Source organism: Streptomyces clavifer, from assembly GCF_036345975.1.
GTDB classification, from domain to species: Bacteria; Actinomycetota; Actinomycetes; order Streptomycetales; family Streptomycetaceae; genus Streptomyces; species Streptomyces clavifer.
Genome location: NZ_CP107793.1, coordinates 4,863,401 through 4,888,862, shown reverse-complemented (window position 1 = coordinate 4,888,862; position 25,462 = coordinate 4,863,401). Strand labels below are relative to the sequence as shown.

Annotated in this window: 20 protein-coding genes; 3 read left to right on the top strand and 17 right to left on the bottom strand. The window is 69.4% G+C overall.

Annotation, left to right across the window (positions count from 1 at the left end):
- Window positions 1-21: 21 nt before the first annotated feature.
- On the top strand, window positions 22-876 hold the full coding sequence (locus OG927_RS21510) for a transglutaminase-like domain-containing protein (RefSeq protein WP_330320644.1): 855 nt from the start codon (window positions 22-24) through the stop codon (window positions 874-876).
- A gap of 253 nt (window positions 877-1,129) precedes the next feature.
- Here the strand turns inward: OG927_RS21510 and OG927_RS21505 are convergent, their stop codons facing one another.
- The 4 genes from OG927_RS21505 to OG927_RS21490 form a co-directional block, all read right to left on the bottom strand.
- Window positions 1,130-3,250 (bottom strand): hypothetical protein, encoded by a 2,121-nt coding sequence (locus OG927_RS21505; RefSeq protein ID WP_330320643.1) that lies wholly within the window; start codon window positions 3,248-3,250, stop codon window positions 1,130-1,132.
- Window positions 3,251-3,425: 175 nt separating this feature from the next.
- Window positions 3,426-3,887 carry a DUF6113 family protein gene (locus tag OG927_RS21500; protein WP_056793930.1) on the bottom strand — a complete coding sequence of 154 codons (462 nt, stop codon included), beginning with the start codon at window positions 3,885-3,887 and terminating at the stop codon, window positions 3,426-3,428.
- On the bottom strand, window positions 3,884-4,801 hold the full coding sequence (gene mshB / locus OG927_RS21495) for an N-acetyl-1-D-myo-inositol-2-amino-2-deoxy-alpha-D-glucopyranoside deacetylase (RefSeq protein WP_056793927.1): 918 nt from the start codon (window positions 4,799-4,801) through the stop codon (window positions 3,884-3,886). Before mshB ends, OG927_RS21500 begins: the two co-directional genes overlap by 4 nt.
- A gap of 131 nt (window positions 4,802-4,932) precedes the next feature.
- Window positions 4,933-5,127, bottom strand: coding sequence for a DUF2304 family protein (locus OG927_RS21490; protein WP_056793925.1), 195 nt, complete (start codon window positions 5,125-5,127; stop codon window positions 4,933-4,935).
- 167 nt (window positions 5,128-5,294) lie between these two features.
- Between OG927_RS21490 and OG927_RS21485 the strand changes: the two genes are divergently transcribed.
- Complete coding sequence (locus OG927_RS21485) at window positions 5,295-7,421, top strand: alpha/beta fold hydrolase (protein ID WP_056793923.1); 2,127 nt, start codon at window positions 5,295-5,297, stop codon at window positions 7,419-7,421.
- A 6-nt stretch (window positions 7,422-7,427) separates the two neighbouring features.
- Here OG927_RS21485 and OG927_RS21480 read toward each other — a convergent pair whose 3' ends face one another.
- The 6 genes from OG927_RS21480 to OG927_RS21455 all read right to left on the bottom strand — a co-directional run bounded on the left by OG927_RS21480 (window position 7,428) and on the right by OG927_RS21455 (window position 14,638).
- A complete protein-coding gene (locus OG927_RS21480) occupies window positions 7,428-8,552 on the bottom strand; it encodes a hypothetical protein (RefSeq protein ID WP_330320642.1) in 1,125 nt (374 codons plus the stop codon).
- 202 nt (window positions 8,553-8,754) lie between these two features.
- Window positions 8,755-10,005 carry an ABC transporter ATP-binding protein gene (locus tag OG927_RS21475; RefSeq protein WP_330320641.1) on the bottom strand — a complete coding sequence of 417 codons (1,251 nt, stop codon included), beginning with the start codon at window positions 10,003-10,005 and terminating at the stop codon, window positions 8,755-8,757.
- Window positions 9,995-10,972, bottom strand: a complete 978-nt coding sequence (locus tag OG927_RS21470) for an ABC transporter ATP-binding protein (protein WP_056793920.1) — start codon at window positions 10,970-10,972, stop codon at window positions 9,995-9,997. The genes OG927_RS21475 and OG927_RS21470 overlap by 11 nt, the downstream gene beginning before the upstream one ends.
- A gap of 13 nt (window positions 10,973-10,985) precedes the next feature.
- Window positions 10,986-11,978, bottom strand: a complete 993-nt coding sequence (locus tag OG927_RS21465; RefSeq protein ID WP_056793918.1) for an ABC transporter permease — start codon at window positions 11,976-11,978, stop codon at window positions 10,986-10,988.
- The gene (locus tag OG927_RS21460) at window positions 11,971-12,894 is read right to left on the bottom strand and encodes an ABC transporter permease (RefSeq protein ID WP_056793916.1); all 924 of its coding nucleotides are present in this window, start codon (window positions 12,892-12,894) and stop codon (window positions 11,971-11,973) included. The genes OG927_RS21465 and OG927_RS21460 overlap by 8 nt, the downstream gene beginning before the upstream one ends.
- A 112-nt stretch (window positions 12,895-13,006) precedes the next feature.
- Entirely contained in the window at window positions 13,007-14,638 is a 1,632-nt protein-coding gene (locus OG927_RS21455) for a peptide ABC transporter substrate-binding protein (protein WP_124281255.1), read from the bottom strand.
- Between the two features lie 144 nt (window positions 14,639-14,782).
- On the opposite strand from OG927_RS21455, the gene OG927_RS21450 reads away from it, so the two are divergent.
- Complete coding sequence (locus OG927_RS21450; protein ID WP_330320640.1) at window positions 14,783-15,397, top strand: chloramphenicol phosphotransferase CPT family protein; 615 nt, start codon at window positions 14,783-14,785, stop codon at window positions 15,395-15,397.
- A gap of 136 nt (window positions 15,398-15,533) precedes the next feature.
- Here the strand turns inward: OG927_RS21450 and OG927_RS21445 are convergent, their stop codons facing one another.
- The 7 genes from OG927_RS21445 to typA form a co-directional block, all read right to left on the bottom strand.
- Complete coding sequence (locus OG927_RS21445) at window positions 15,534-16,652, bottom strand: ABC transporter ATP-binding protein (protein ID WP_056793909.1); 1,119 nt, start codon at window positions 16,650-16,652, stop codon at window positions 15,534-15,536.
- A gap of 15 nt (window positions 16,653-16,667) precedes the next feature.
- Window positions 16,668-17,729, bottom strand: a complete 1,062-nt coding sequence (locus tag OG927_RS21440; RefSeq protein WP_056793907.1) for an ABC transporter ATP-binding protein — start codon at window positions 17,727-17,729, stop codon at window positions 16,668-16,670.
- Between the two features lie 10 nt (window positions 17,730-17,739).
- Window positions 17,740-18,717, bottom strand: coding sequence for an ABC transporter permease (locus OG927_RS21435; protein WP_056793905.1), 978 nt, complete (start codon window positions 18,715-18,717; stop codon window positions 17,740-17,742).
- Window positions 18,718-18,822: 105 nt separating this feature from the next.
- Window positions 18,823-20,622, bottom strand: coding sequence for an ABC transporter substrate-binding protein (locus OG927_RS21430; RefSeq protein WP_056793903.1), 1,800 nt, complete (start codon window positions 20,620-20,622; stop codon window positions 18,823-18,825).
- Window positions 20,623-20,723: 101 nt separating this feature from the next.
- The gene (locus tag OG927_RS21425; RefSeq protein WP_056793901.1) at window positions 20,724-21,764 is read right to left on the bottom strand and encodes an ABC transporter permease; all 1,041 of its coding nucleotides are present in this window, start codon (window positions 21,762-21,764) and stop codon (window positions 20,724-20,726) included.
- 856 nt (window positions 21,765-22,620) lie between these two features.
- Window positions 22,621-23,193, bottom strand: coding sequence for a hypothetical protein (locus OG927_RS21420; protein ID WP_330320639.1), 573 nt, complete (start codon window positions 23,191-23,193; stop codon window positions 22,621-22,623).
- 236 nt (window positions 23,194-23,429) lie between these two features.
- Entirely contained in the window at window positions 23,430-25,304 is a 1,875-nt protein-coding gene (gene typA, locus OG927_RS21415; RefSeq protein WP_056793897.1) for a translational GTPase TypA, read from the bottom strand.
- Window positions 25,305-25,462: the final 158 nt, after the last annotated feature.

Sequence of the window (25,462 nt, the reverse complement as noted above, 5' to 3'; positions counted from 1 at the left end):
AGCAGAGGGTATGTGTCGCAGATGAGCGCTCAGGATTCCGGAACGGCCGAACGCCGGCGGAGGTTCGCCGACGAGGCGCGCGCCGAACGGCCCGACCTCGCGCTCCTCTGCCTCCTGCTGGGCGCCGAGGCGGGGCCGGCCGCGCCCGCCCCCGCCGCCGACCCCTACGGCATCGACGCGGCGCAGATCGAGCTCGACCGGCTGGCCGGGCTTCTTCCGTACGGGGCCCGCGGGGCCCGCGAGTGGGCCTCCGCCCTCGCGGAACTGCTCGGCGGGCGCTGCGGTTTCGCGGGCTCCTCCACCGACTACCAACGACTGGACTCCTCCCTGCTCCAGCAGGTGCTGCGGCGCCGCCGCGGGCTGCCGATCCTGCTCTCCGTGGTCTGGATCGAGGTCGCACGGCGGGCCGGGGCCCCGGTGTACGGGGTGGCGCTGCCCGGCCACTTCGTGGTCGGTTTCGGCGATCCGGCGGAACGGGTGCTGGCCGACCCGTTCGCCGGAGGCGCACCCCTGAGCGGCGAGGACGCGGAGCTGATGGTCGTGTCAGCGACCGGGGCGCCGCTGGAACGGTCGATGACGGTGCCTGCCAGGCCCCTGGAGACGGTGCTGCGGATTCTGAACAACATCAGGGCCTGGGCGTCGGCCCGGCCCGAGCGCACGGATGTGGCGCTCTGGGCGCTCGAACTCTCGCTGCTCCTCCCCTCGCACCCGGCCAGGCTCCGCTACGAGCGGGCCCAGCTCCTCGTCCAGCGCGGGGAGTTCCTGCGCGGGGCGGCGGAGATGGAGGAGTACGCGGAGGTCGTCGACGGCATCGAGCCGACGGCGGCCGAGGCCATCCGCCACCGGGCCCGGGCCGCGCGTGCGCTGCTCAACTGAGAACGGGCCCGAGCGGCCACCCTCTGCCGTCATGAGCCGCCCGGACCGACACCCGGGCCGTCACCGCCGGGCTGCGGCTGCCGGTTGTCGCGCACACCGGTGAACGACCGAGGCCCCTGACGCACGGAGTCCCTCCCCTCCCGCCCAGGCGCGCCCCCGCGCCACGACGGCCGCGGAGTATCCGGGCCACAACGACGCCGCCCCCGTCCGGAGGATCCGGACAGGGGCGGTCGTGCGGTGGAGGGGCTGCCGGTCAGCCCGTGCCGCCGAGGTCGATCGCGACGGTGCGCTCGGCGGGGGTCTTGCCGAGCAGCGCGGTCTGCATCGCGTGCGCCACGTCGTCGGCGCTGACCGGGTGCTGCTTGCCGTCGCCCTTGGTGATCATGACGCCGTCGAAGACGCCGTCCAGCAGGGTCTCGATCGCCTTCTTGTCGTAGACCTCGACCAGCCTGCCGTCGACCGGCTTCATGGAAAGGATCTGCGGCAGCGACCTGGCCGGGCCGAAGTCGATCGCCTTGGGTCCGGCCTTGATCGTGACGAGTCCGGACATCGCCGGCTCGGCGAACTCCTTCATCGCCCGGTCCAGTTCGGCCTGGTCGATGGTGGGTTCGGTCTCGGCGACGGGCAGTTCGACCACGGCCGCCTTGCCCGTCTGGACCTGCGCGCGGTAGGCGTCGCGTACGGAGATGATCGAGCGGTTGACGTCCAGCGCCTTCCCCGTCTTGCCGGGCACGGGCACGGCCTTGTCGGGCTCGAACCGGATCGTGCCGTCGTTGGCCGATCCGGAGATGCCCGCCAGGTCGGTCAGTGCGACGCCGAGCTTCTCCTCGTCCACGGGGATCACCGGGTCGGCCGAGCGTGCCCCGCCGAACAGGGAACCGATCACCGAGACCGGGTTGTAGTCGCTGCCCGCGGCGCCGCGGACGGTCTCCTGGCTGTCCAGGGTGAGACCGGCCTTGTCCGGGACGAGCTGCTCCTCCTTGCCGTCCACGGACAGCTGGAGGGGTGCCTGGGCGCGCTTGCCGAGGGCGGACTCCAGCTTGCCGACCGCCTCCTCCTTCGTGCCGCCGCCGATGTCGACGCCGAGGACGGTGGTGCCCTTGGGGATCTCGGAGTGGTTCATCAGCAGTCCGGCGCCGTAGGCGATGCCGAGCACCACGAAGACACCGACGCCCAGCAGGACCAGCTTGGAGCGGCCCTTCTTGGCGGGCGGCGCGGGCTTCGGCTCCGGACGGGGAGCGGGAGCGGACGCCGGGGTGCCCGGGCCGCTGCCCATCGGGCCGCTGCCCATCGGACCGTCGGGCCGGCCGCCCAGGTCGGCGCGCGGGCCGCCGGGGGCACCGGGGCCACCGGGGAACGGCGAGCGGGACTCCGGCGGGATGACGGGGATGCCGCTGGTGAGCGTGTCACCGGAGACGTGGCCTCCGGCACCGGGCACGGCGGTCTGCGGCGTCAGGATCGCCGTGTCGTCGGACAACCGCGGCGGTACGCCACCGGCGCCCGCGGGGCCGCCGGGCCGGGGCCCGGACGACGGCCCGCCAGGACCTGAGGGGCCGCCAGGACCGGAGTGACTGCCGGGACCCGTGGGCCCGCCGGGACCACCGGGGCCGGCCGGCCTGCTCCTGCCGGTCAGCACGTCGAGGTTCGGCGTCAGGGGCGAACTCCCGGTGACCGGGCCCGTGGTGGGCCCGGAGGGGCCGGGTGTGCGCACACCGAGGTTCGGCGTGCTCCGCCGGTCGCCGGGACCGTCCGTCCCGAACTCGTCGAGGGCACTCCGGTCGCCCGGCTGCTGCGGGCCGTCGGAGTGGTACGGCGGATCGGCACGGCCCGGTACCGGCGCCGGGCCGCCACCCGCGGCGGGCGGGCCGGGAAGGGCTGCCGCACCCGCGGCACCGGCCGGCGGGGCCTTGCGCGGCGCGAACCAGTCGCTGCCGCTCTTCTCCCTGGCCGGCTTGTCCGCAGAGGCCTCGGCCGCGGGGGCGTCGTCCCTCGCTTCAGGACGGGCTCCGCCGCGCTCGCCGGCACCGGGTGCCGCACCGGAGGGCAGCGCGGGCGCGCCGGGCCTCGGGGTGCTGCCGGTGCGCTCGGCGTCCGGACGGCCCGCGTCGGTGTCACTCATCGGCGTACGCATGACGACGGGGGGGATCGGACGGGAACCCGGGATGTTGATCCGGATACGCGTCGTCAGCGTCGTCTCGGTTCTGGGCTCCTCGGGCTGAGGCGGATCCGCAGGCTCCGGAGTTCCCTCCGGTCCGTCCTGGGACGGATGCAGCGACGGATACTGGCGTGATCCGTACGGCGGCGTCCCCGACGGGTACGCGGCTCCGCCGCGCCCCTGGGGCCCGGAGGACGAACTGTCAGTTTCACGACTCAAAGCAGGTTCTCCCGATTGGCTCCGCCGCCCGTACTTCCCCCATGCCGCAGGCCAGGGGACGGCTCGGCGCGCGCACCACCATACTGGCCGCCGCCGCGCGACTCTGCGCGCCCGCAGGGAACAAGGATGCACCCACCCCTCCCCAGGACCGCAATCCGGGAGGGGTCATAGCACATCACGTGCCGGATCGACCGGTGCCGGTGGCCGGATAAGACAGTCGGGACAGGGTGGCACACATCACAGCGACGGCCATCCCCCCGAGCATGAAGAGGGTCAGACCGATCTCGTCGCCGAAGACGTAGTCCCCCTCGGGCCGCCCGCCGAGCAGGCCGACGAGCGCGATGAACCAGCCCACCGCCGGTGCCAGCGCGCCGAGCTGGGTCCCCGTGAGCACCCGGCCCCCGAGGAACAGTCCGGCCGACGCGGCGAGCGCGAGCAGCAACCCTCCCGGGAACAGGGCTCCTTGGACCAGCGTGCCCGCGATCCCCACGACCGCCCCCAGCACGGCGAGACCGATGTACAGGGCGATGCGCCGCGGGTTCGGGGGTGCGGCGAGGCCGGTGGACGCCGGGCCCCTGGGAGGGGCGTTGGTGCGTGGCGCCCGCGAGGAGGCGCGCTGTCCCTGCCTGCTGCTCATGTCCGTACCCCCGGTGCGCCCGCCGCGTCCGGCACGCCCGCGAAGAGGTCGTGCTCCCGGGCTCCATCGTCCCCGCCCGCGGACCCCCGCACCAGTTCGTAGTACTCGGTGGTGAGGACGGGCTGCCCGAGATCGTTCGAAAGGGCGAAGAACGGACCGTCCACGGCGATCTGGGTGGCGTGTGCCCGCATCGCGGCGGTCTTCGCCGCCGCATACGCCGCGCCGTCGATCTCCGCCGTGATCCGGGCGTCGTCCACCACACCGGGCACGTCGTCGATGGCGGCGATGCCCGGGAAGGCGTCCGGGGCCGTGTCCCGCAGGTGCGCGAAGGCCTGTTCGACCACGGAGCGGGGCACCCGGTTCCAGTAGATCTTCGCAATCGCGTACGGGTCCCCGGAGCCTTCGCCGTACGCGGGATCGGCGGCCAGCGAGGCCGCGCGCATCGCGACGCGGTGCGCCTGGATGTGGTCGGGGTGGCCGTAGCCGCCGTCGGGGTCGTACGTGATCAGGACCTGCGGGCGGACCGACCGGATCACCTGGACGAGGTGGCCGGCCGCTTCGTCCGGGTCCGCGGCCCAGAAGGCGCCGGGCCGGTGGTTCTGCTCGGTGCCCGTCATCCCGGAGTCGCGGTACCGGCCGGGGCCGCCGAGGAAGCGGTGGTCGGTGACGCCGAGCTCCCGCATGGCGGCGGCGAGTTCACCGACGCGGTGGGCGCCCAGGGTGTCGTCCCGGTCCGCGGCGAGGTGTGCGAGGCCCGGTGGGATGACCTCGCCCTCCTCGCCGAGCGTGCACGTCACCAGGGTGACGTGGGCGCCCTCGGCCGCGTACCTGGCCATGGTGGCGCCGTTGTTGATCGACTCGTCGTCGGGGTGCGCGTGCACCAGCAGCAGACGGCGGGCGGGAAGGTCCTTCATGGGACCAGCCTACGAGCCCCACACCGCACGGACCGACCGCCCCACGGAAGGGGCGGCGCCCGGGCACCCCGCGCGCGTCCGGCACACCCGGTCCGGGCACCCCGCGCGGGTCCGGGTGCCCGGCGTGCCGGTCAGAACTTGATGCCCCCGATCATGCCTGCCACGTTCGACGTCACCTCCGAGATGGTCGGGGCGATCGACGAGCTCGCCATGTAGAAGCCGAGCAACATGCAGACCACCGCGTGTCCGCCCTTGAGTCCGGATTTCCGGATCAGCAGGAAGACGACGATCGCCAGCAGCACCACCGCCGAAATCGAGAGTGCCACGGCGGTTCACCTCCATCAGTACGGTCGGGACGGGCAGCACACATGGAGCCAGCAGGTTCATACCCACCGAGCGCTACGGATCATAACTATCCGTGCCAACGCATTGATCGGGGCACAGCAGCACGAGGGGCGCACGGACCGGTACGACGCGGGCTAGGTTCGGTGCCATGACCTCGCAGAAGCTGTCTTTTCCCCGTCAGCACGCCCGGACCCAGCGGTTCACTCTCGGCGCACCCCGCGCGTTCACCGTCTCACCGGATGGGACGCGGGTGGTCTTCCTGCGTTCGGACTCCGGCACCGACCGGACGAACCGGCTCCGGGTGCTGGACACCCGGACCGGCGAGGAGCGGGTGGCCGCCGATCCCGAGGCGCTGCTGGGCGGTTCGGCGGAGAAGCTGTCGCCGCAGGAGCGGGCCCGGCGCGAGCGGGTCCGGGACGGTTCGGCGGGCATCGTGGGCTACGCGGTGGACGACGCGGTGGAGCTGGCGGCGTTCGCCCTCTCCGGCAAGGTGTACGTGGCCGAGCTGTCGGCCGGCACCGCACGGGCCCTGCCGGTGCCGGGCCCGGTGATCGATCCGCGCCCCTCCCCCGACGGGCGGCTCGTCGCCTACGTCACGCGGGGCGCCCTGCGGGTCGTGGGGGCCCAGGGCGACGGGGACCGCGCGGTCGCCGAGCCGGAGGACCCGAACACCTCCTACGGTCTCGCCGAGTTCGTGGCGGCCGAGGAGATGAGCCGCTACCGCGGTTTCTGGTGGTCGCCGGAGTCGGACCGCCTGCTGGTCGCCCGCGTCGACGACAGCGCCGTACAGCGGTGGTGGATCGCCGATCCGGCCCACCCCGGCAGCAGGCCCGCCGAGGTGGGCTACCCGGCCGCGGGAACGGCCAACGCGGAGGTGCGGCTGTTCGTGACGGACCTGGACGGCGGCCGCACCGAGGTCGTCTGGGACCGGGACCGCTTCCCGTACCTGGCCCGCGTGCACTGGTCCGCGCACGGCGCCCCGCTGCTCCTGGTGCAGGCCCGCGACCAGCGCAGCCAGCTGCACCTCGCCGTCGACACGGAGAGCGGGGCGACCCGCACCGTGCACGCCGACGAGGACGAGATCTGGCTCGATCTTTTCGCCGGGGTGCCCGCGTGGGCTCCGGACGGGCGTCTCGTGCGGATCGCCGACGAGGGCGGTGCACGGGTGCTCTCGGTCGGCGACCGGCTCCTGACCGGGCCCCGGTTGCACGTCGTGTCGGTGCTGGACATCGGGGATTCGGACATTCTGGTGTCGGCCACGGCAGGCGGGAAGGCGCCGGACCCGGAGACCGGCCAGACCCATGTGTACCGGGTCAACGAGCTGGGCGTGGAGCGCGTTTCCGAGGGCGTGGGAGTGCACTCCGCGGTGCGTGCGGGCGGCGTGACCGTGCTGGTCTCGGCCTCCCCGGAGCATCCCGGATCGGTCGTGCGCGTGGTGCGGGACGGCAGGCGGATCGCCACCGTCGCGAACCTCGCCCAGGAACCCGTCCTGACGGCACGGGTGCGGCTGACCGAGGGGGGCGCACGGCGAATTCCGTGCGCCGTACTGCTCCCCACGAACTATGTGGAATCCGACGGTCCGCTCCCCGTCCTGATGGATCCGTACGGCGGGCCGCACGGCCGCCGGGTCGTCGCCGCCCACAACCCGCATCTGACCTCGCAGTGGTTCGCCGACCAGGGCTTCGCGGTGGTCGTCGCGGACGGCCGGGGCACACCCGGACGCTCGCCCGGCTGGGAGAAGGCGATCAGGGACGACTTCGTCCTGACCCTCGACGACCAGGTGGACGCCCTGCACGCACTGGCGGAGCGCTTCCCGCTGGACCTCTCGAAGGTGGCGATGCGCGGCTGGTCGTACGGCGGCTACCTCTCCGCGCTCGCGGTGCTGCGTCGACCCGACGTCTTCCACGCGGCCGTCGTCGGCGCGCCGGTGGCCGACTGGCGCCTGTACGACACCCACTACACGGAGCGCTATCTCGGCGACCCGGCGGCACGGCCCGAGGTGTACGCGGACAACGCCCTGGTGACGGACGAGGGGCTGTCCCGGCCGGCCGGGACGGTGCGGCCGATGATGATCGTCCATGGCCTCGCCGACGACAACGTGGTCGTCGCCCACGCGCTGCGGCTGTCGTCGGCGCTGCTGTCCGCGGGGCGGCCGCACGAGGTGCTGCCGCTGAGCGGGGTGACGCACATGACCCCGCAGGAGCAGGTCGCCGAGAATCTGCTGCTGCTCCAGGTGGACTTCCTCAGGCGGTCGCTGGGACTGCCGCGGGCATAGGCGCCGTCACCAGCCCGGCGGCGGGGACGAGGGCGGCGGAGGGCCGAACTGCCCCGGGCCGCCGGGCGGGCCCTGCTGCGGGTGGCCGTGGCCGGGCGGAGCTGCGGGCGGGTAGCCGTAGCCGGGCGTCCCGGCCGGCGGGTAGCCGTATCCGGCGGACGGCGGGTAGCCGTATCCGGCGCTCGGCGGGTAGCCGTAGCCGCCGTACCCCTGACTCCCTCCGTCGGTGTCCTCCTGACCCTTCCGGGACAGCGCGAGGAGCCCGGTCACCCCGGCGAGGGCGAGGAAGAACGAGGTGAGGACGAGGAGCTGGTACTCGGTCCCCAGGCCGCCGAAGTCGTCGAGCATGCCGTGGTGGACGGCGCGGGCGATCCCGAGGCACCCCGAGACCAGTACGAATCCGGCGGCGATCATGCCGAACGGCCGGGCGTGGACGGCGCGGAAGAGCGCGGTGAACGCCACCACCAGGCAGAGCACCGCGAGTGCCACGCTGCTCCAGCCCGGTGGCGGGTCGGTCAGCCCCGACCGGACGGCTCCCCCGCCGGTGAACCAGTCGGGGTAGAAGGCGGAGGGGAGCGTGACGAACTGGCGGATCTCCCAGGCGATCAGGACCGCTCCCGCCGCACCGAGCACCAGGAACACGGCGACCGACGCCCCGCGCCCGGGCCGGGTGGGCCGCGGTTCGTCGAGGTCCACGGGCTGCCTGCGTCCCGCGGCGCCGGTGATGACCAGTGCGAGGGCGGCGGCGAGGGCGACGAAGGTGCCGATCAGCGCGCGGGTGCGCAGCTCGTCGGCGTACTGGCCGTCCCTCCAGGAGGCGCTGATCGTCCAGAGTCCGGGCAGCCGCAGGGCGAGCGTGACCACACCGGCGGCCACCAGTGCCGACGCGGCCACCGGGGAACGCAGAGCGGCGAAGGCGGTGAGGACGTAGACGGCGAGCAGCACCGGGTCGCCCTGCGAGGTCGCGGGCAGTGCTTCCGGGCGCGCGTCGGCGTATCCGGCCCAGAAGCGCAGCAGCTCCAGCGGTTCACCGACCGCCCGGACGTCACGCACGATCCAGCCCGCGACGACGGCTCCGAGCACGGCGCACAGCACCGCTCCGGTGATTCCGGCTCCCCGTGTGAGTATCACCCCAGCGATACTCCACCGCCCCGTGCCGATGGACAAGAGGCCCCGGGGGCACGGGGGAACGGGAAACCGGCCGGGGCGACGTGATGAATCGCCCCGGCCGGTTCACGGCACCCGCACGGCCGTACGCTCATCATGGTGGGGCGTCCGTATATCGGAGCGACGACGGACACGTTGCCCGCGCGTTAACGAAGGTGATGCCCCTTCACCGGTCCTCCTCCCCCGGTTCCCTCCTGTCCGGGGAGGGCGTGTCCGGGGACGGCGCGGCATCCGGCGACGGCGCGGCACGAGGGGGTTTCGGCGCGTCCTGCGGTTCCGGGGTCTCCAGCGTTCCCTCGGGCGGCACCACGCGCTTCTCCTCGGCGAAGTGGCAGGCCGAGTCGTGCCTGGCCGGAGTGTCCGTGTCCCGGAACACCGCGGGTACGGCGAGCAGGGGCACCTCCAGCTCGCACCGCTCCTGCGCCTTCCAGCAGCGGGTGCGGAAGCGGCAGCCGGAAGGGACCGCCGCCGGGGACGGCACGTCGCCGTGCAGGATGATCCGCTCGCGGTACTCACGGGCCGTCGGGTCCGGCACCGGGACGGCCGACAGCAGTGCCTGGGTGTACGGGTGCGTGGGGTGGTCGTAGATCTCCTCGTCCGTGCCGATCTCGACGATGCGGCCGAGGTACATGACGCCGACCCGGTCGGAGATGTGCCGGACGATCGACAGGTCGTGCGCGATGAACACGAAGCTCAGACTGAATTCGCCCTGCAGCCGGTCCAGCAGGTTGACCACCTGGGCCTGCACCGACACGTCGAGCGCGGAGACGGGCTCGTCGGCCACGATGATCTCGGGGTTGAGGGCGAGGCCGCGGGCGATGCCGATGCGCTGGCGCTGGCCGCCGGAGAACTGGTGCGGATACCGGTTGATGTACTCGGGGTTCAGGCCCACGACGTCGAGGAGGTCCTGCACCTTCTGCCGCCGGCTCCCCTTGGGCGCCACCTCGGGGTGGATCTCGTACGGCTCCCCGATGATGTCGCCGACCGTCATGCGCGGGTTCAGCGAGGTGTACGGGTCCTGGAACACCATCTGGATGTTGCGGCGCACGGCCTTCAGAGCCCGGCCGGACAGCTTGGTGACGTCCTCGCCCTTGTAGCGGATCACGCCTCCGGTCGGCGGCTCCAGGTGCACCAGCATCTTCGCGACGGTCGACTTGCCGCAGCCGGACTCCCCCACGATGCCGAGCGTCTCGCCCGCCGCCAGGTCGAAGTCCACCCCGTCGACGGCCTTGACCGCGCCGATCTGCTTCTTGAAGAGGATGCCCCGGGTCAGCGGGTAGTGCTTGACCAGGCCGCGCACCTCCAGGATCGGTTCGCCCTCCGCGTACGGCCGCGCGGCGATGCTCTCGCGCGCCTCGGAGACCAGGGTGGAGCCCCCGGCGGTGCCGTCCCGACGGCTCGGGTCCTCAGCGGGCATCGAGCGTCTCCTTCCAGAAGTGGCAGGCGCTCCGGCGGTTCTCGTCCACGGTGTACAGCGGCGGTACGTCCGTGCGGCACACGGCCTGGGCCATCGGACAGCGGGGGTGGAAGGCGCAGCCGGGCGGGATGTGCAGCAGGTTGGGCGGCAGCCCCTTGATCGCGTAGAGGTCCTGGCCCTTCTGGTCCAGGCGCGGGATCGACCGGAGGAGGCCCTTGGTGTACGGGTGGGCGGGGGCCCGGTAGATGTCGTGGACGGGTGAGGTCTCGACGATCCGGCCCGCGTACATCACGGCGATCTTGTCGGCGACGTCGGCCACCACGCCGAGGTCGTGCGTGATCAGGATCAGGCCCATGTCGAGCTCGCGCTGCAGTTCCGCGAGCAACTCCATGACCTGGGCCTGGACCGTCACGTCGAGGGCGGTGGTCGGTTCGTCGGCGATGATCAGCGAGGGCTCCAGCGCCATCGCCATGGCGATCATGATGCGCTGGCGCATGCCGCCGGAGAACTGGTGCGGGAAGTTCCCGACCCGCTCCTTGGCCGCGGGGATGCGCACCCGGTCCATCAGCTCGATGGAGCGGGTCTTCGCGTCCTTGCGGGACATCCCGCGATGGACGACGAACATCTCGCCCAGCTGCTGCCCCACGCTCAGCACCGGGTTCAGCGAGGAGAGCGCGTCCTGGAAGATCATGGCCATCTCCTGGCCGCGGATCTTTCGCCGCTCCTCGTTCTTGAGCGTCAGCAGGTCGCGGTCCTTGAAGAGGACCTGGCCCCCGCTGATCCTTCCGGGCGGCATGTCGAGGATGCCCATGATCGCCTGGGCGGTGACCGACTTGCCCGAACCCGACTCGCCGAGGACGGCGAGCGTCTCGCCCTCGGCCACCGAGTAGTTGACCCCGTTGACGGCCTTGGCCACCCCGTCCCGGGTGTGGAACTCCACGTGCAGATCGCGCACTTCGAGCAACATGGCAGCGGGCTCCTCAGCGCAGTTTGGGGTCGAGGGCGTCGCGCACCGCGTCGCCGAGCATGATGAAGGCGAGCACCGTGACAGCCAGCGCACCTGCGGGCCACAGCAGCATATGCGGGGCGTTGCGGACGTACTGGGAGGCGGCGGAGATGTCGATGCCCCAGGAGACGGTCGGCGGCTTCAGTCCCACGCCCAGGTACGACAGGGTCGCCTCCAGCGAGATGTACGTGCCGAGGGCGATGGTCGCGACGACGATGACGGGGGCGACGGCGTTGGGCGCGATGTGCCGGAGCATCATCCGGCCGTTGGAGGCGCCCAGCGCCCGGGCGGCCTGGACGTAGTCGTTCTGTTTGGCGGTGATGACGGATCCGCGGGCGATGCGGGCGATCTGGGGCCAGCCCAGCAGCACGATGAAACCGATCACCGGCCAGACGGTGGAGCTGGTGACCACCGACAGGAAGACCAGACCGCCGAGGACCACCGGGATGCCGAAGAAGACGTCCGTGACGCGGGAGAGGATCGCGTCCCACGTCCCCCCGAAGAAGCCGGCCAGGCCGCCGAGTACGCCGCCCAGCAGGGAGACGCCGAGGGTGGAGCAGACGCCGACCGTGACCGAGGTGCGCGCCCCGTAGACGGTACGGGTGTAGACGTCGCACCCCTGTCCGTCGAAGCCGAAGGGATGGCCGGGCTGGGAGCCCTCCTGGGCCTTGGCCAGGTCGCAGTCGAGCGGGTCGAGGTCGGTGATCAGCTGCGGCCAGATCGAGATGATCACCAGGAACAGGATGACCAGCCCCGAGATGATGAAGACCGGGTTGCGGCGCAGGTCGCGCCAGGCGTCGGACCACAGGCTGCGCGGCTTGCCGGCCGGCCCGGTCCCCTCGGGACCGCCGGGTGTCTTCTCCAGCGTGGTGCCCTCGTCCATCGCGAGGTCCATCGCCCCGCCCGCGCCGGCCCCCGAGATCGCCCCGCTCCCGCTCGCGTCGTCCCACGGCTGCTGCTCAGGCATAGCGGATCCTCGGGTCGAGTACGGCGTAGAGGAGGTCGACGATCAGGTTGGCCGCCAGGAAGACCAGCACCAGGACGGTGACGAACCCGACGACGGTCTGGGTGTTCTGGCGCAGGATGCCCTGGTAGAGCTGGTAGCCGACTCCGTGGATGTTGAAGATGCGCTCGGTGACGATGGCCCCGCCCATCAGGGCGCCCACGTCCGTACCGATGAAGGTGACGACCGGGATGAGGGAGTTGCGCAGCAGGTGCCGTACGACCACCCGGCGCCTGGGGAGCCCTTTGGCCACGGCGGTACGGACGTAGTCGGCGCGGGCGTTCTCCGCGATCGAGGTCCGGGTGAGCCGGGTGACGTAGGCCAGCGACACGGAGGCCAGCACGAGTCCGGGGACGATGAGCTCGTCGACCGGCGCCTGGGGGGAGACGGACGGCTTGATGATGCCCCACTCCACGCCGAGGAGGAGCTGGAGCAGCAGGCCGGTGACGAACGTCGGTACGGAGATCACGACGAGGGTCAGGATGAGCACGCCGGTGTCGACGGGCCGGCCGCGGCGCAGGCCGGTCACGACGCCGAGGGTGATGCCGATGACGACCTCGAACACGATCGCGATGAGGGTGAGCCGGATGGTGATGGGGAAGGCGGTGGCCATCAGCTCGGTGACCTTCTGCCCGTTGAACGCGGTGCCGAAGTCGCCGGTGAAGACGTTGCCCATGTAGGTCAGGTACTGCTGCCAGACGGGCTTGTCGAGGCCGAATTCGGTGCGCAGCTGGGCGGCGGTCGCGGGGTCGCACTGGCGGTCGCCGCAGAGGCCCGCGATGGGGTCGCCCATCACGTTCACCATGAGGAAGATCAGCAGCGTGGTGCCGAAGAAGACGGGGATCATCTGCAGCAGCCGCCGGATCACATAACGTCCCATGAGGGGCTCCGGGGGTTGGGGCGAACGGGCGGACGGCGCGGTCCCCGTCCGGGGACCGGAAAGCCAGGTGGCCGGTGCGGGCACGCCGCACCGGCCACCCGGCCTCAGCGGGTCACTTGACCTTGATCTGGTCGTACACCGGGACGCTGAACACGTTCAGCGCGACGTTCTCGACCCGGTCCGAGTAGCCGGCGCTGCCGTTCTGGTACCAGAGCGGGATGACGGGCATCTGCTCGGCGAGGACCTTCTCCGCGTCCTGGAAGGTGCTGACGGCCGTGGCCTTGTCGGTCTCGGCGTTGGCCTTGTTGACCAGCGCGTCGAACTCCTCGTTGCTCCACTTGCCGTCGTTGGACGGGGCGTTGGTGTAGTACAGCGGCTGCAGGAAGTTCTGGATGAGCGGGTAGTCCATCTGCCAGCCCGCACGCCAGGCACCGGTCAGCTTCTGGGTGGAGACCTGGTTGCGGAAGTCGGCGAAGGTTCCGACGGGGCTTCCGACGCACGCCTTGTTGTTGCCCATGACGCTGTTGATGCTGTTGCAGACGGCGTCGACCCACTCCTTGTGGGAGCCGGTGTCCGCGTTGTACGAGATCTTGAGCTGGCCGCCGGGGATGCCGCCGCCCTCGTCGATCAGCTTCTTCGCCTGCGCCTTGTCGTACTCGCACGGGGAGCCGCAGAGGCCCTTCTTGAAGCCGCCCTCCGCACCGAGGACCGGGGAGGTCCAGTCGGATGCCGGGGTGCGGGTCTTCTGGAAGATCTGGTCGGTGATCTGCTGACGGTTGATCGCCATCGACAGGCCCTGGCGGACCTTGACCGCGTCGGGGGTGTCCCACGCCTTCACGAAGAACGGGAAGGCGAGCGTCTGGATGATGCCGGCCGGGGTGTTGATGTACCGGTCGCCCAGGTCCCCCGCGACGTTCTTGAGCTGGGAGGCGGGCACGTCGTCGACGAGGTCGAGGTTGCCCGCCGTCAGGTCGGTGTAGGCCGTGTTGTTGTCGGTGTAGACCTTGAGGTCGATCCCGCCGTTCTGCGCCTTGTCCGGGCCGGGGTAGTCGTCCCACCTGCGCAGGTTCATCGAGGAGCCCTTGGCGTACTCGTCGATGGTGTACGGGCCGTTGCCGACGGGCTTGGCGAGCCACGCCTCGTGGTCGGAGTAGAAGGTCTTGGGCAGCGGCACGAAGGCCGCGTAGCCGAGGGTGTCGGGCCAGAGCGAGAACTTCTGCGACAGCTTGACCTTGAAGGTCGTGTCGTTGACCACCTCGAGGCCCGAGAGGGTGTCGGCGGTGGCCTTGCCGGTCTCGGGGTGGGTCTGGTCGTAACCGTCGATGTAGGCGAAGAAGTAGGCGTTCTTCTGGTTGTTCTTCAGCGCCGCGCCGTAGTTCCAGGCGTCCACGAACGACTTCGCGGTGACCTTCTCGCCGTTGCTGAAGGTCCAGTTGTCCTTGATGGTGATGGTGAAGTTCTGCGAGTCCTGCGACTCGATCTTCTCGGCGATCTCGTTCTTCGCCTCACCGGTCTTGGAGTCGTAGCGCACGAGCCCGCGGAAGACCATGTCGAGGACCTTGCCGCCCTGCACCTCGTTGGTGTTGGCGGGCTCCAGCGGGTTCTGCGGGTCACCCCAGGAAGAGCTCACGATCCCGTCGGCGCCACCGCTGCCACCGCCGCTGTCCCCGCCGCCGCAGGCCGTCGCCGCCAGGGCGACGGCGACCGCGCATGCGGCCCACCTGGCGTGTGTGGCTCCGCGCATGGAGTGCCTCCTAGGGGTCCGTTGAGTGACTCAATGCCTTATATCACCCCATTTGCACCTCACTCGCATGTTTACTTCCGCCGCACGTGGCAGGCGGCGGACGGTAGGCTCCCCTGCTGTCGACGAGCGGTCCGGAGGGCACCCATGACGGGGCAGCACATACCGGCTCCGCCGTTCCCCGGCCCGGGCTCGGCGAGCGCACCGGAGTCCGGAGAAGCCGCCGGCGGATTGATCGTCTTCTTGAACGGCACCTCGAGCTCGGGCAAGTCCAGCCTCGCCGGGGAGCTCCTGGCAGTCCTGGACGCACCGTGGTTCCACATGTCCGTGGACGCGTTCCACGCCATGCGGTCCCGGCCGGAGCTCACCCCGGACCAGCTCCACGTCACCCTCGGGAAGACCTGGAGGGGGTTCCACCGCGCCGTGGCCGGCATGGCCGCGGCGGGCAACAACGTCGTCGTGGATCACGTCCTGAGCGAGCCGTGGCGGCTTCACGACTGCCGGGACCTGTTCGCTCCACGGGACGTCGTGCTCGTCGGAGTGCACTGCCCCCTGCCGGAGCTGGAACGCCGCGAGCGGGCACGGGGCGACCGCCCGGAGGGACTGGCCGCCCGCCAGTTCGACCGTGTCCACGCCCACGGCGTCTACGACGTCGAGTGCGACACCAGCCGGGCGAGCCCGCTGGAGTGCGCACACCTGATCAGGGACTTCCTCCCCCACCGGCCGAGTCCGACCGCCTTTGAACGCATGCGGCGGGACTGACGGCCGCTCGGTGGGCCGGGCACGAAGAAGCGGCCTTCGCCCTGAGCGTGCGTCCCCATGAGGGAAAACACGTTCAGCGCGAAGGCCGCGGTCTCGCGGTCACGCGACGGCCGGGCTCCACCGGAGCCCGGCTGCTCTACTTCTCGACCGCCCTGTCCTCCAGCTGTGCCAGTGCCGGGTCGAGGATGATGTCCTCGCCACGCTTCTCGATCGTGGGGTCCTCCGGGAAGTGGCAGGCCGTCAGGTGGCCTTCCCTGCTGCCGGAGATCTGCACGAGCGGCGGCTCCTCCGTGGCGCACTTGTCCTGCGCCTTCCAGCAGCGGGTACGGAACCGGCAACCGGACGGGGGCGAGATCGGCGAGGGCACGTCCCCCTCGAGCCGGATGCGCTCCCTGTTCTCGCCGTCGGGGTTCGCCTCCGGAACGGCCGAGAGCAGGGCGTGGGTGTAGGGGTGCCGGGGCCGGTTGTAGAGGGAGTCGCGGTCCGCGACCTCCACGATCTTGCCCAGGTACATCACGGCCACGCGCTCGGAGAAGTGCCGCACGATCGCCAGGTCGTGCGCGATGAACACGAAGGCGATGCCCATCTCCTTCTGCACCTTCTGCAGCAGGTTCACCACCTGGGCCTGGATCGACACGTCGAGGGCCGAGACCGGCTCGTCGGCGATGATCAGCTTCGGCTGGAGCGCCAGGGCACGGGCCACGCCGATGCGCTGGCGCTGGCCGCCGGAGAACTCGTGCGGGAAGCGGTTGTAGTGCTCGGGGTTGAGACCCACGAGTTCCAGCAGCTCCCGCACCCGGTTCTCCCGGCCCCCGGCGGGCTTGATGCCGTTGACCTCCATCGGGCTCTTGATGATGGTGCCGACGGTCTGCCGCGGGTTCAGCGACGAGTACGGGTCCTGGAAGATCATCTGGATCTCGGACCTGATGGGCGCCAGCTGCTTGCGACCGGCGTGGGTGATGTCCTTGCCGTCGTAGACGATCTTTCCGCCGGTGGGCTCCAGCAGCCGGGTCATCATCCGGCCGGTGGTCGACTTTCCGCAGCCGGACTCCCCGACGAGACCCAGGCTCTCGCCCTCGTAGACCTTCAGGTCGATCCCGTCGACGGCCTTGACGGCGCCGACCTTGCGCTTGAAGGGGAAGCCTCCGTAGATCGGGAAGTGCATGGCCATGCCCTCGACGGACAGCAGCTCGCGTCGTTCACGAACCGCATCCGTGGAACCCTGCTGTTCAGGCAGAGTGACGTTCTCACTCATTGTCTCTGCGTCTCCCTAGCCCAGCCGGGGCTTGATGTGATCGATGAAGATGGTCTGCTTCTGCTCCGGCGTGAGGTGGCAGGCCGAGGCCCGCCCGTCGCCCAGCGACGGTCGCTCGCCACTGCACAGCGAGCCGCTCACCTTGTCGGTGAAGGCACAACGCGGGTGGAAGGCGCAGCCCGAGGGCGGGTTGAGGAGACTCGGCGGGGAGCCGGGGATCGGCAGGAGCGCCTCGTTGATGTCGCCCCCCAGGCGCGGCATCGAGCTGAGGAGTCCCCAGGTGTAGGGGTGCTCGGGAGCCCGGAGCACCTCGCGCACGCTGCCGCGCTCCACCGCCCGTCCGGCGTACATCACCAGGAGGTCGTCCGCCATGTTGGCGATGACTCCCAGGTCGTGGGTGATGAAGATGATCGCCGACCCGAACTCCTGCTGGAGGTCCTTGAGCAGGTCCAGGATCTGGGCCTGCACGGTCACGTCGAGCGCGGTGGTCGGCTCGTCGGCGATCAGCAGTTCGGGGTCGCACATCAGCGCCATGGCGATCATCACGCGCTGACGCATACCGCCGGAGAACTGGTGCGGGTAGTCGTCGAAGCGCATGTTGGCCTGCGGAATGCCGACCTTGGTCAGCATCTCGACGGCCCGTGCCTTCGCCTCCTTGCGGGAGGCGCCGGTGTGCTTGCGGAACGGCTCGCTGAGCTGGCGGCCCACCGTGTAGTACGGCGAGAGCGCGGTCAGGGCGTCCTGGAAGATCATCGCGGCCTTGTTCCCGCGGATCTTCTCCATCTGCTTCTCGGAGGTCGCGGTCAGGTTCTGGCCGTCGAGGATGATGTCGCCCTCGACCTTGGAGCTCTGGGGGTTGTGCAGACCCAGAACAGCCAGGTTGGTCACGGACTTCCCGGAGCCCGACTCACCCACGATGCCGAGCGTCTTGCCACGCTCGACGTCGAAGGAGAGTCCGTCGACCGCGTTGACGATGCCGTCCTCGGTGGAGAACCGCACCCGCAGGTCGCGTACCGAGAGGAAGGCCTCGGGCCCGGTCGGGGCCGGAGTGTCTTCGGTCTTGGTCAGTGTGGTCACGGTCGTTCTCCTAGGCGAGGCGCACGCGCGGGTCGATGTAGGCGTAAGCGAGGTCCACGACGATGTTCAGGAGCAGGATGAAGAAGGCTCCGAACAGCATCACGCCCATGGTCACCGGAAGGTCCTTGGACATCGAGGAATCGACGGCGAGACGCCCGATGCCCGCGAGGTCGAAGGTGAACTCGGTGACGACACCACCGGCGAGCAGCCCGCTGAGGTCCATGCCGAGGATGGTCACGATGGGGGCGAGCGAGCCACGCCAGGCGTAGCGGAAGAAGACGTACCTCTGGGGCATGCCCTTCGCGCGTGCGGTGCGGACGTGCTCTTCCTGGAGCTGCTCGATCATCGTGGAGCGCGACATTCGAGTGTACTGGGCGGTGAAGATCGTCGCCATGACGGCCCACGGGATGAGCAGGGCGACGGCCCAGTCGATCGGGCTTTCGAGGAAGGGGACGTACTTCGGATTGTCCATCCAGCCCGTGCTGTAGACGAAGATGCCGAGGACGATCGGGCCGAGGAAGTAGATCTGGAAAGAACTGAGAACCATCGACGCGCCGCTGACAGCCTTGTCCACGACGGTGCCGCGCTTCCAGGCGGCGAGCATGCCCGAGCCGAGGCCGATCACGAGGAAGATCACCAGGGAACCGACGGTCAGCGACAGCGTCAGCGGGAAGCGGTCCATGATCGAGTCCCACACGAAGTCGCCCGTGTCGAAGGACTGTCCGAGGCAAGGAGCCGAGCAGTGGCCGACGGCGAAGTCACGGCCGGCGACGATACCGCGCATGAACTCCCAGAACTGCGTGGTGATGGGCTTGTCGAGGCCGAGGTTCTCGCGGATGACCGCGATGTTCTCCGGCGAGCAGTTCTTGCCGCAGGAGAGCTGGGCGAAGTCCTGGGGGACTGTGTAGAACAGGAAGAACGTGAAGGCGCCGATCAGGAACATGATGACGACTGCGCCGATCAACCTGCGGACGAGGAACTGAAGCATCGCGGGAGGCTGCTCTCTTCGGAAGCGGCGGGTTGTAAGGGTGGGGGGTCCACGGGGGTGCGCTCCGCCTGGCGCGCACCCCCGTGGATCAGCCGTTGATCAGGGTTACGGCTGGATCAGGTACAGACGGTTGATGTCGATGTAGCTCGAGTTGGTGCTGTAGCGAGCGCCACCGATGTTCGAACCGAAGAGCTGGAGCTGCTTCGAGTAGTAGACCGGAGCAGCCGGGTTGATCTCCTCGACGATGCGCTTGTGCGCCTCTTCCCACTTCTTGGCCGCGGCCTCCGGCTCCAGGACCAGGGCCTCCTCGATCAGCTTGTTGACCTGGGGGTCGTTGATGTGGGAGTAGTTCGGCTGACCGTCGGCGACCAGGGTGCCGTCGTAGACCGGGGTGACGACCGTGGACTGGGAAGCCCAGTCCTGGCCCCAACCGGTCATGTACAGGTCGAAGCCGTTGTCGATCTTGCCGATCTGCTCGTAGAAGGTCGCGCGGTCGATCTCCTTGGCCTGGACATCGAAGCCGATCTTGGCCAGCGCGTCCTTGATGATGACCATCTGCTTCTGGCCACGCGGGGTGTTGGAGTAGGCGTAGGTGAGCTTCGTGCCCTCGGCGACACCCGCCTCCTTCAGCAGCGCCTTGGCCTTCGCCGGGTCACCGTTGGGCTTCTTCAGCTTGCCGAACGGGTCGTACGTCGCGTCGAAGCCCGGCAGGGTCGGCGCGAACAGACCGCCGGCCAGCTCGCCGCCGTACTTGCCACCGTCAGCCTGGATCATGGACTGGTTCGGGATCGCGTAGGTGATCGCGTCACGGACCTTCTTGTCCTTGAGGCGGTCCAGGTTGAAGCTCATCTGCCACACGTAGGGCTGGTAACCCTTGATCGTGCGCTTGTTGACCGCCGCGTCACCGATCACGGTCGACGTCTGGGCCGGGTCCACGGAGTCCGTGAACTGCATGGCGTTCTTCGCTTCGCCCTGGTCGGCGATCAGACGCTTGGTCTGGCTGGGCTGGTCGATCGTGGTGGTGAAGTCGTAACCGTCCACGTACTGGTGGCGGACGGCGTCCGTCTTCGCGTCCCAGTTGGTGTTCTTGACCAGCTTCAGGGACTTGCCGGGCTTGTGCTCGGCGATCTTGTACGGGCCGAGGGACTTGGGAGCCTTGTCGTACTTCTCCTTCGTGTCCGCCTTCTCGGGCACGATGGCGTAACCGGCCATGGACAGTGCCTGCGGCAGGTCCGGACGCGGCTTGTCGAAGTTGAAGACGACCGTCTTGGCGTCCGGCGTGGAGAGCACGCTGTCGGGCAGGTGCTTGCCCTTGTACGGGCCGTCCGGCAGCGCCTTACGGTAGTCGGAGCCCGAGAGCCAGGTCTGGACGAAGGACGGGCCGTCGAAGATGACCTTCGAGTACTGACGCTCGATGGTGTGACGGACGTCGGCCGAGGTGATGGCGTTGCCATCCTCGTCCTTGATGCCGTCCTTCAGCGTGTACGTCCAGGTCTTGCCGTCGTTGGAGGACTTGCCGGCGTCGGTGGCGATGTCACCGACGACCGTCAGGTTGCCCTTGTCGTCCTCCTGGTAGTTCGTCAGCTTGCGGTGGACCAGGTTGGCGAACTGACCCGCGTCGCTGACGTAGATCTGACCCGGGTCCATGTGGGACAGGTCGGACTGCGTGTAGATGTTGATGGTGCCGCCGGGCTTGGCGCCCGGGACCTCGGCCGCCGGGCCGGTCGAGGCACCGGCGTCGCCGTACACGACAGGCTTCGACTGGGACGCGGCGTCCTGCTTGGACTTGGACTGGTCCTTGGCGTCCTTGCCGCTGTCGTTGGACGAGCAGCCTGTGAGCGCCAGCGAGCCGGCAGCGGCCGCGATGACTATGGCGCGTGCGGAACGCGATCGAATGGGATTCATGATGCTCTGTGCACCTACCTGTCGGTTGTTATCCAGAGAAGTGCTGCCTGACCGTCCGGTTGCCCGGTGCGGGGGGCGGCAGCCACCCCCACCCATGGACGTCAGCGTCCGGTCTTGGGGTCGAACGCGTCCCGGACTGAGTCACCAAGGAGGTTGAAGCAGAGAACGAAAACCACCATGGCGATGCCCGGGAAGAACATGAAGGCCGGGTCCTGCTCGTAGATCTCGGCGCCGATGGCGAACATCCGGCCCCAGTCGGGCGTCGGCTCGACGAAGCCGACACCGACGAAGGAGAGGAACGCGATGCTCAGGATGGAGCTGGGCAGGGTGTACGTGCCCTGCACCAGGATCGGCGTCACGATGTTCGGCAGGATCTCCTTGCGGACGATCCGCCACCGCGAGGCGCCCGAGACCTTGGCGGCCTCCACGAACTCCCGCTCGCGCAGGGAGAGCACCGAGCTGCGCACCAGACGGGCCATGCCCATCCAGCCGAGGAACCACATCACCAGCAGGATCGCGACGGCCCGCAGATAGGTCGGCGTCTCATCCGTCGGGGAGACGAACAGCGCGGTCACGATGGGCATGAAGGCGATGAAGAAGAGCTGGCTCGGGAAGGAGAGGAAGAAGTCGGTGACCCGGCCGAGCCAGTAGTCGACCTTCCCGCCGAAGTAGCCGCCCACCATGCCGACGATCACGCCCGTGAGGACGCTGAAGAACGTCAGGACCAGGGCCATGAACAGCGAGGTCCGCATGCCGTAGAGCAGCATGGTGAACACGTCCCGGCCCAGGTTCGGCTCGACACCGAACCAGAACTCCGAGGAGACGCCGCCGAAGGAACCCGAAGGCATGGCGAAGTCGTCCAGCAGGAACGGATAGTCCGGCTCCTGCGCGTAGAGCGTGTACGGGTCCTTGCCGTAGAGGCTCGAGATCACCGGTGCGAGCGCGGCGACGGCGAAGAAGAAGAGCACCACGATGGCGGAGACCACGCCCGTGCGGTCACGCTTGAACCGCATCCACATCAGCTGCCCGGGAGAGCGGCCGACAGGTGTCTCGGCGCTGTCCGCAGCGGTGGTCTTCGTCGCGGTCTTCTCGTCCAAGGCGACAGAGGCCGTGGCGTCCTCGGCCTCGATTGGACTGGTCATGGTGTGTCCATTCACAAATGTCGGGTACCGGCGCCCCGGCAGGCTGCGGCGGTGAGTCGGCTGCACTCATTGCGTCATGCCTGCTGTGTGACGGTCCCCTGATGCCAGCCGTCACCCCGGGAGGGGACCGGTGACATGCCGACGCCTGACGGAGATCGCCTCAGGGCGGCAGGGAGCGCCAACAGAAGTGGGTTTCACTCCCGGGAACGCGAGTTGAGCGGTTTGACGGGTCTGGGAATCGTCAGCCGTTGCCGGCGACAGGACCAGGTGCATCGCTATGAACGAAACCGGCCTGATGCGCCGTCCAGGACGGCGCGCCCCCACTGGTGCTCAGAGCACCGCACATGGGTTCCTCCTCGTGAGTCCACGTAACGAATGTCGGTACCTCATCCGTCGACACCCCTGACGACGGAAAGCGCGGTACCCCGTGTGCTCGTGAGTCGGCACTCCACAGTGCATGACCCATTGACCCGAGCTCAATAGGGCAACTATTAAGTACGACCGGGCTGTAAACCACACTTAAAGGGTCTCGGTTTGACAACATCAGGAACCCCTGGTTGCCCGAAATCCGGACAAAGTGATCCCAGACAGACACCCGCGAAACGGACCGTTAACACATGTTCCGGAGAGCGAGGCTCGATATCCGGACAGGTCGGTCAGGAAAAACGCTTGACGGAGAGCCCGGATCTCCACACTTTCCGAGGGGTCGGGGCCGCCTGTCGATGGTACGCACGACCCTTCGGTCCGAGCCGGTGCCGGGGGGAAGCGCACGACCGTCCGCCGCGCACGCGCCGACGGCCCGGACCCCCTCCTCTCGAGGGGGTCCGGGCCGCGGTTCACTTCACCGTCCCGGCGGTTACGGGCACCACGCCTTGGCGGCGCGCTGGACCGAGCCGGCCTTGGTCGACTGGGAGCACTTGATGGCGCCCTCCGCGGTCTTGCTCCAGCTGCGTGCCTTGCCGTAGCCCACCTTGGTGAAGCCCGTCCCCTTGCTGTTGCAGGTCTTGGCCTTGTAGTAGCCCTGGGCCGTGTAGGCCCCGCTGAACGCCACGTACGTGCCCGACTTGTTCAGGTTCAGCGTGACGCTCTCCGTCTTCTCCTTCGTCTTCTCGCCCGCCTTGGCGAGGGTGCCACTGACGTTGACGTCGAGGCTGGAGACGACCCAGGCGGCCGAGTAGCCGACTCCCGCCGTGATCTCCCTGCTCGACGTGACGACGGCCCGCTTGGTCACGGACACGGTCCGCGACAGGGTGCCGCCCGTGGGCACGACGTACCCCTTGGCGTGCGTGATCTTCCAGCCCCGCTTGACGCTCGTCCACGCCCCGTGCTTGTAGCCGGGCTCGCAGACGATCGGTGCCGCCTGCGCGGCGGACGCCGTCAGCAGTGACGCGGCGACTCCCGAGACGGTCATCATCGCGACGAGTCTCATGCGCATATGAACTCCAGGTCCCCGTGAGGGCACCCCGGGTCAGTGAGGTGCCCGTCGGCCGTTTCGGCCGTACGCGGTCAACCTATCGGGCGGCGGCGGCCTGAGAAAGGAAGATTCGCAGCGGGCATGCGTCCGGGCGCGCCGACGGCCCGCCGACCGCCTCAACGAGCGGTCGACGGGCCGTGATCCGGCGCATCGAGGTCAACCCGGGCCTGGGGCCCGGGTCCCCCACGGCGTCAGTTGTTCTTCGCGCGCGAGGCCGAACGGCCGCGCTGCTTCTGGTCCAGGACGACCTTGCGGATACGGACCGTCTCCGGGGTCACCTCGATGCACTCGTCGTCGCGGCAGAACTCGAGGGACTGCTCCAGCGAGAGCTTGCGGGCCGGCACCACGTTCTCCGTGGTGTCGGCGGAAGCCGCACGCATGTTGGTGAGCTTCTTCTCCTTGGTGATGTTCACGTCCATGTCGTCGGCGCGCGAGTTCTCACCGATGATCATGCCCTCGTAGACCTCCGTGGTGGCCTCGGTGAAGATGACACCGCGCTCCTGGAGGTTGACCATGGCGAACGGCGTCACGACGCCCGCGCGGTCGGCCACGAGCGAGCCGTTGTGACGGGTGCGCAGCTCGCCGAACCAGGGCTCGTGGCCCTCGAACAGGGAGTGCGCGATGCCCGTGCCACGGGTCTGGGTCAGGAACTCCGTACGGAAGCCGATGAGGCCTCGCGACGGGACGATCCACTCCATGCGGACCCAGCCCGAACCGTGGTTCGTCATCGTCTCCATGCGGCCCTTACGGGTCGCCATGAGCTGCGTGATGGCGCCGAGGTGCTCCTCGGGCGAGTCGATGGTCATGCGCTCGATCGGCTCGTGCGTCTTGCCGTCGACCTGCTTGGTGACCACCTGCGGCTTGCCGACGGTGAGCTCGAAGCCCTCGCGGCGCATGGTCTCGATGAGGATCGCGAGCGCGAGCTCACCGCGGCCCTGGACCTCCCAGGCGTCGGGGCGCTCGGTCTCCAGGACGCGGAGCGAGACGTTACCGACCAGCTCGCGGTCCAGACGGTCCTTGATCTGGCGGGCCGTGACCTTGTGGCCCTTGCCGCCCTTGCCGACGAGCGGCGAGGTGTTCGCACCGATGGTCATCGAGATGGCCGGCTCGTCGACCGTGATCAGCGGAAGCGCGATCGGGTTCTCGGTGTCGGCCAGGGTCTCACCGATCATGATGTCCGGGATACCGGCGATGGCGCAGATGTCGCCCGGGCCCGCCTTCTCGGCGGGCTTGCGGGTGAGCGCCTCGGTCATCAGCAGCTCGGTGATGCGCACGTTGGACATCGTGCCGTCACGCTTGATCCAGGTGACCGTCTGGCCCTTGCGGAGCTCACCCTGCTCGACGCGGCACAGTGCGATACGGCCGAGGAAGTTGTCGGCGTCCAGGTTGGTGACGTGCGCCTGGAGGGGGGCGTCCTCGTCGTACTCCGGGGCCGGGACCGCGGAGAGGATCGTGCTGAAGAACGGCTCCAGGCTGTCGCTGTCCGGGGGGACGGTGCCGTCCTCGGGCTTGGTCAGCGAGGCGATGCCGTCACGGGCGCAGGCGTAGACGATCGGGAACTCGATCTGGTCCTCGTCGGCGTCCAGGTCCAGGAAGAGGTCGTACGTCTCGTCGATGACCTCGGCGATCCGGGAGTCCGGGCGGTCCGTCTTGTTGATGCAGAGGATGACCGGCAGCCGGGCCGTGAGCGCCTTGCGGAGCACGAAACGGGTCTGGGGGAGGGGCCCCTCGGAGGCATCCACGAGGAGGACGACCGCGTCCACCATCGACAGGCCGCGCTCGACCTCACCGCCGAAGTCGGCGTGGCCGGGGGTGTCGATGATGTTGATGGTGATGACGTCGCCGCCATCCTTCGGGTGGTACTTCACGGCCGTGTTCTTGGCCAGGATCGTGATGCCCTTCTCACGCTCCAGGTCGTTCGAGTCCATCATGCGTTCGTCGAGGTTCTCCGCGGCGTGGGCCGCGAAGGCGCCCGCCTGCTTGAGCATGGCGTCGACCAGCGTGGTCTTGCCGTGGTCGACGTGGGCGACAATGGCTACGTTACGGATGTCGTGGCGCGTGGGCATGGGTGGCTTGCGCTTCTCTCGGATCGTGGGATCAGGCGTCTCACTCGGTCTCAAGCACTCGTACGCCCCGCCGGGCGGACACGCCACGGCTAGTCCAATGGTACGGGCCCTGCGCGCCCGAGGCTTCCCGGCCCGATCCGCGAGACCGGTCTCCAGCC

Excerpts from the sequence above, each read along its gene's own strand:
- OG927_RS21510 (WP_330320644.1), top strand. The coding sequence starts at position 22 with ATGAGCGCTCAGGATTCCGGAACGGCCGAACGCCGGCGGAGGTTCGCC.
- OG927_RS21500 (WP_056793930.1), bottom strand. The coding sequence starts at position 3,887 with ATGAGCAGCAGGCAGGGACAGCGCGCCTCCTCGCGGGCGCCACGCACC.
- mshB (WP_056793927.1), bottom strand. The coding sequence starts at position 4,801 with ATGAAGGACCTTCCCGCCCGCCGTCTGCTGCTGGTGCACGCGCACCCC.
- OG927_RS21485 (WP_056793923.1), top strand. The coding sequence starts at position 5,295 with ATGACCTCGCAGAAGCTGTCTTTTCCCCGTCAGCACGCCCGGACCCAG.
- OG927_RS21475 (WP_330320641.1), bottom strand. The coding sequence starts at position 10,005 with ATGCCCGCTGAGGACCCGAGCCGTCGGGACGGCACCGCCGGGGGCTCC.
- OG927_RS21470 (WP_056793920.1), bottom strand. The coding sequence starts at position 10,972 with ATGTTGCTCGAAGTGCGCGATCTGCACGTGGAGTTCCACACCCGGGAC.
- OG927_RS21465 (WP_056793918.1), bottom strand. The coding sequence starts at position 11,978 with ATGCCTGAGCAGCAGCCGTGGGACGACGCGAGCGGGAGCGGGGCGATC.
- OG927_RS21460 (WP_056793916.1), bottom strand. The coding sequence starts at position 12,894 with ATGGGACGTTATGTGATCCGGCGGCTGCTGCAGATGATCCCCGTCTTC.
- OG927_RS21455 (WP_124281255.1), bottom strand. The coding sequence starts at position 14,638 with ATGCGCGGAGCCACACACGCCAGGTGGGCCGCATGCGCGGTCGCCGTC.
- OG927_RS21450 (WP_330320640.1), top strand. The coding sequence starts at position 14,783 with ATGACGGGGCAGCACATACCGGCTCCGCCGTTCCCCGGCCCGGGCTCG.
- OG927_RS21445 (WP_056793909.1), bottom strand. The coding sequence starts at position 16,652 with ATGAGTGAGAACGTCACTCTGCCTGAACAGCAGGGTTCCACGGATGCG.
- OG927_RS21435 (WP_056793905.1), bottom strand. The coding sequence starts at position 18,717 with ATGCTTCAGTTCCTCGTCCGCAGGTTGATCGGCGCAGTCGTCATCATG.
- OG927_RS21430 (WP_056793903.1), bottom strand. The coding sequence starts at position 20,622 with ATGAATCCCATTCGATCGCGTTCCGCACGCGCCATAGTCATCGCGGCC.
- OG927_RS21425 (WP_056793901.1), bottom strand. The coding sequence starts at position 21,764 with ATGACCAGTCCAATCGAGGCCGAGGACGCCACGGCCTCTGTCGCCTTG.
- OG927_RS21420 (WP_330320639.1), bottom strand. The coding sequence starts at position 23,193 with ATGAGACTCGTCGCGATGATGACCGTCTCGGGAGTCGCCGCGTCACTG.
- typA (WP_056793897.1), bottom strand. The coding sequence starts at position 25,304 with ATGCCCACGCGCCACGACATCCGTAACGTAGCCATTGTCGCCCACGTC.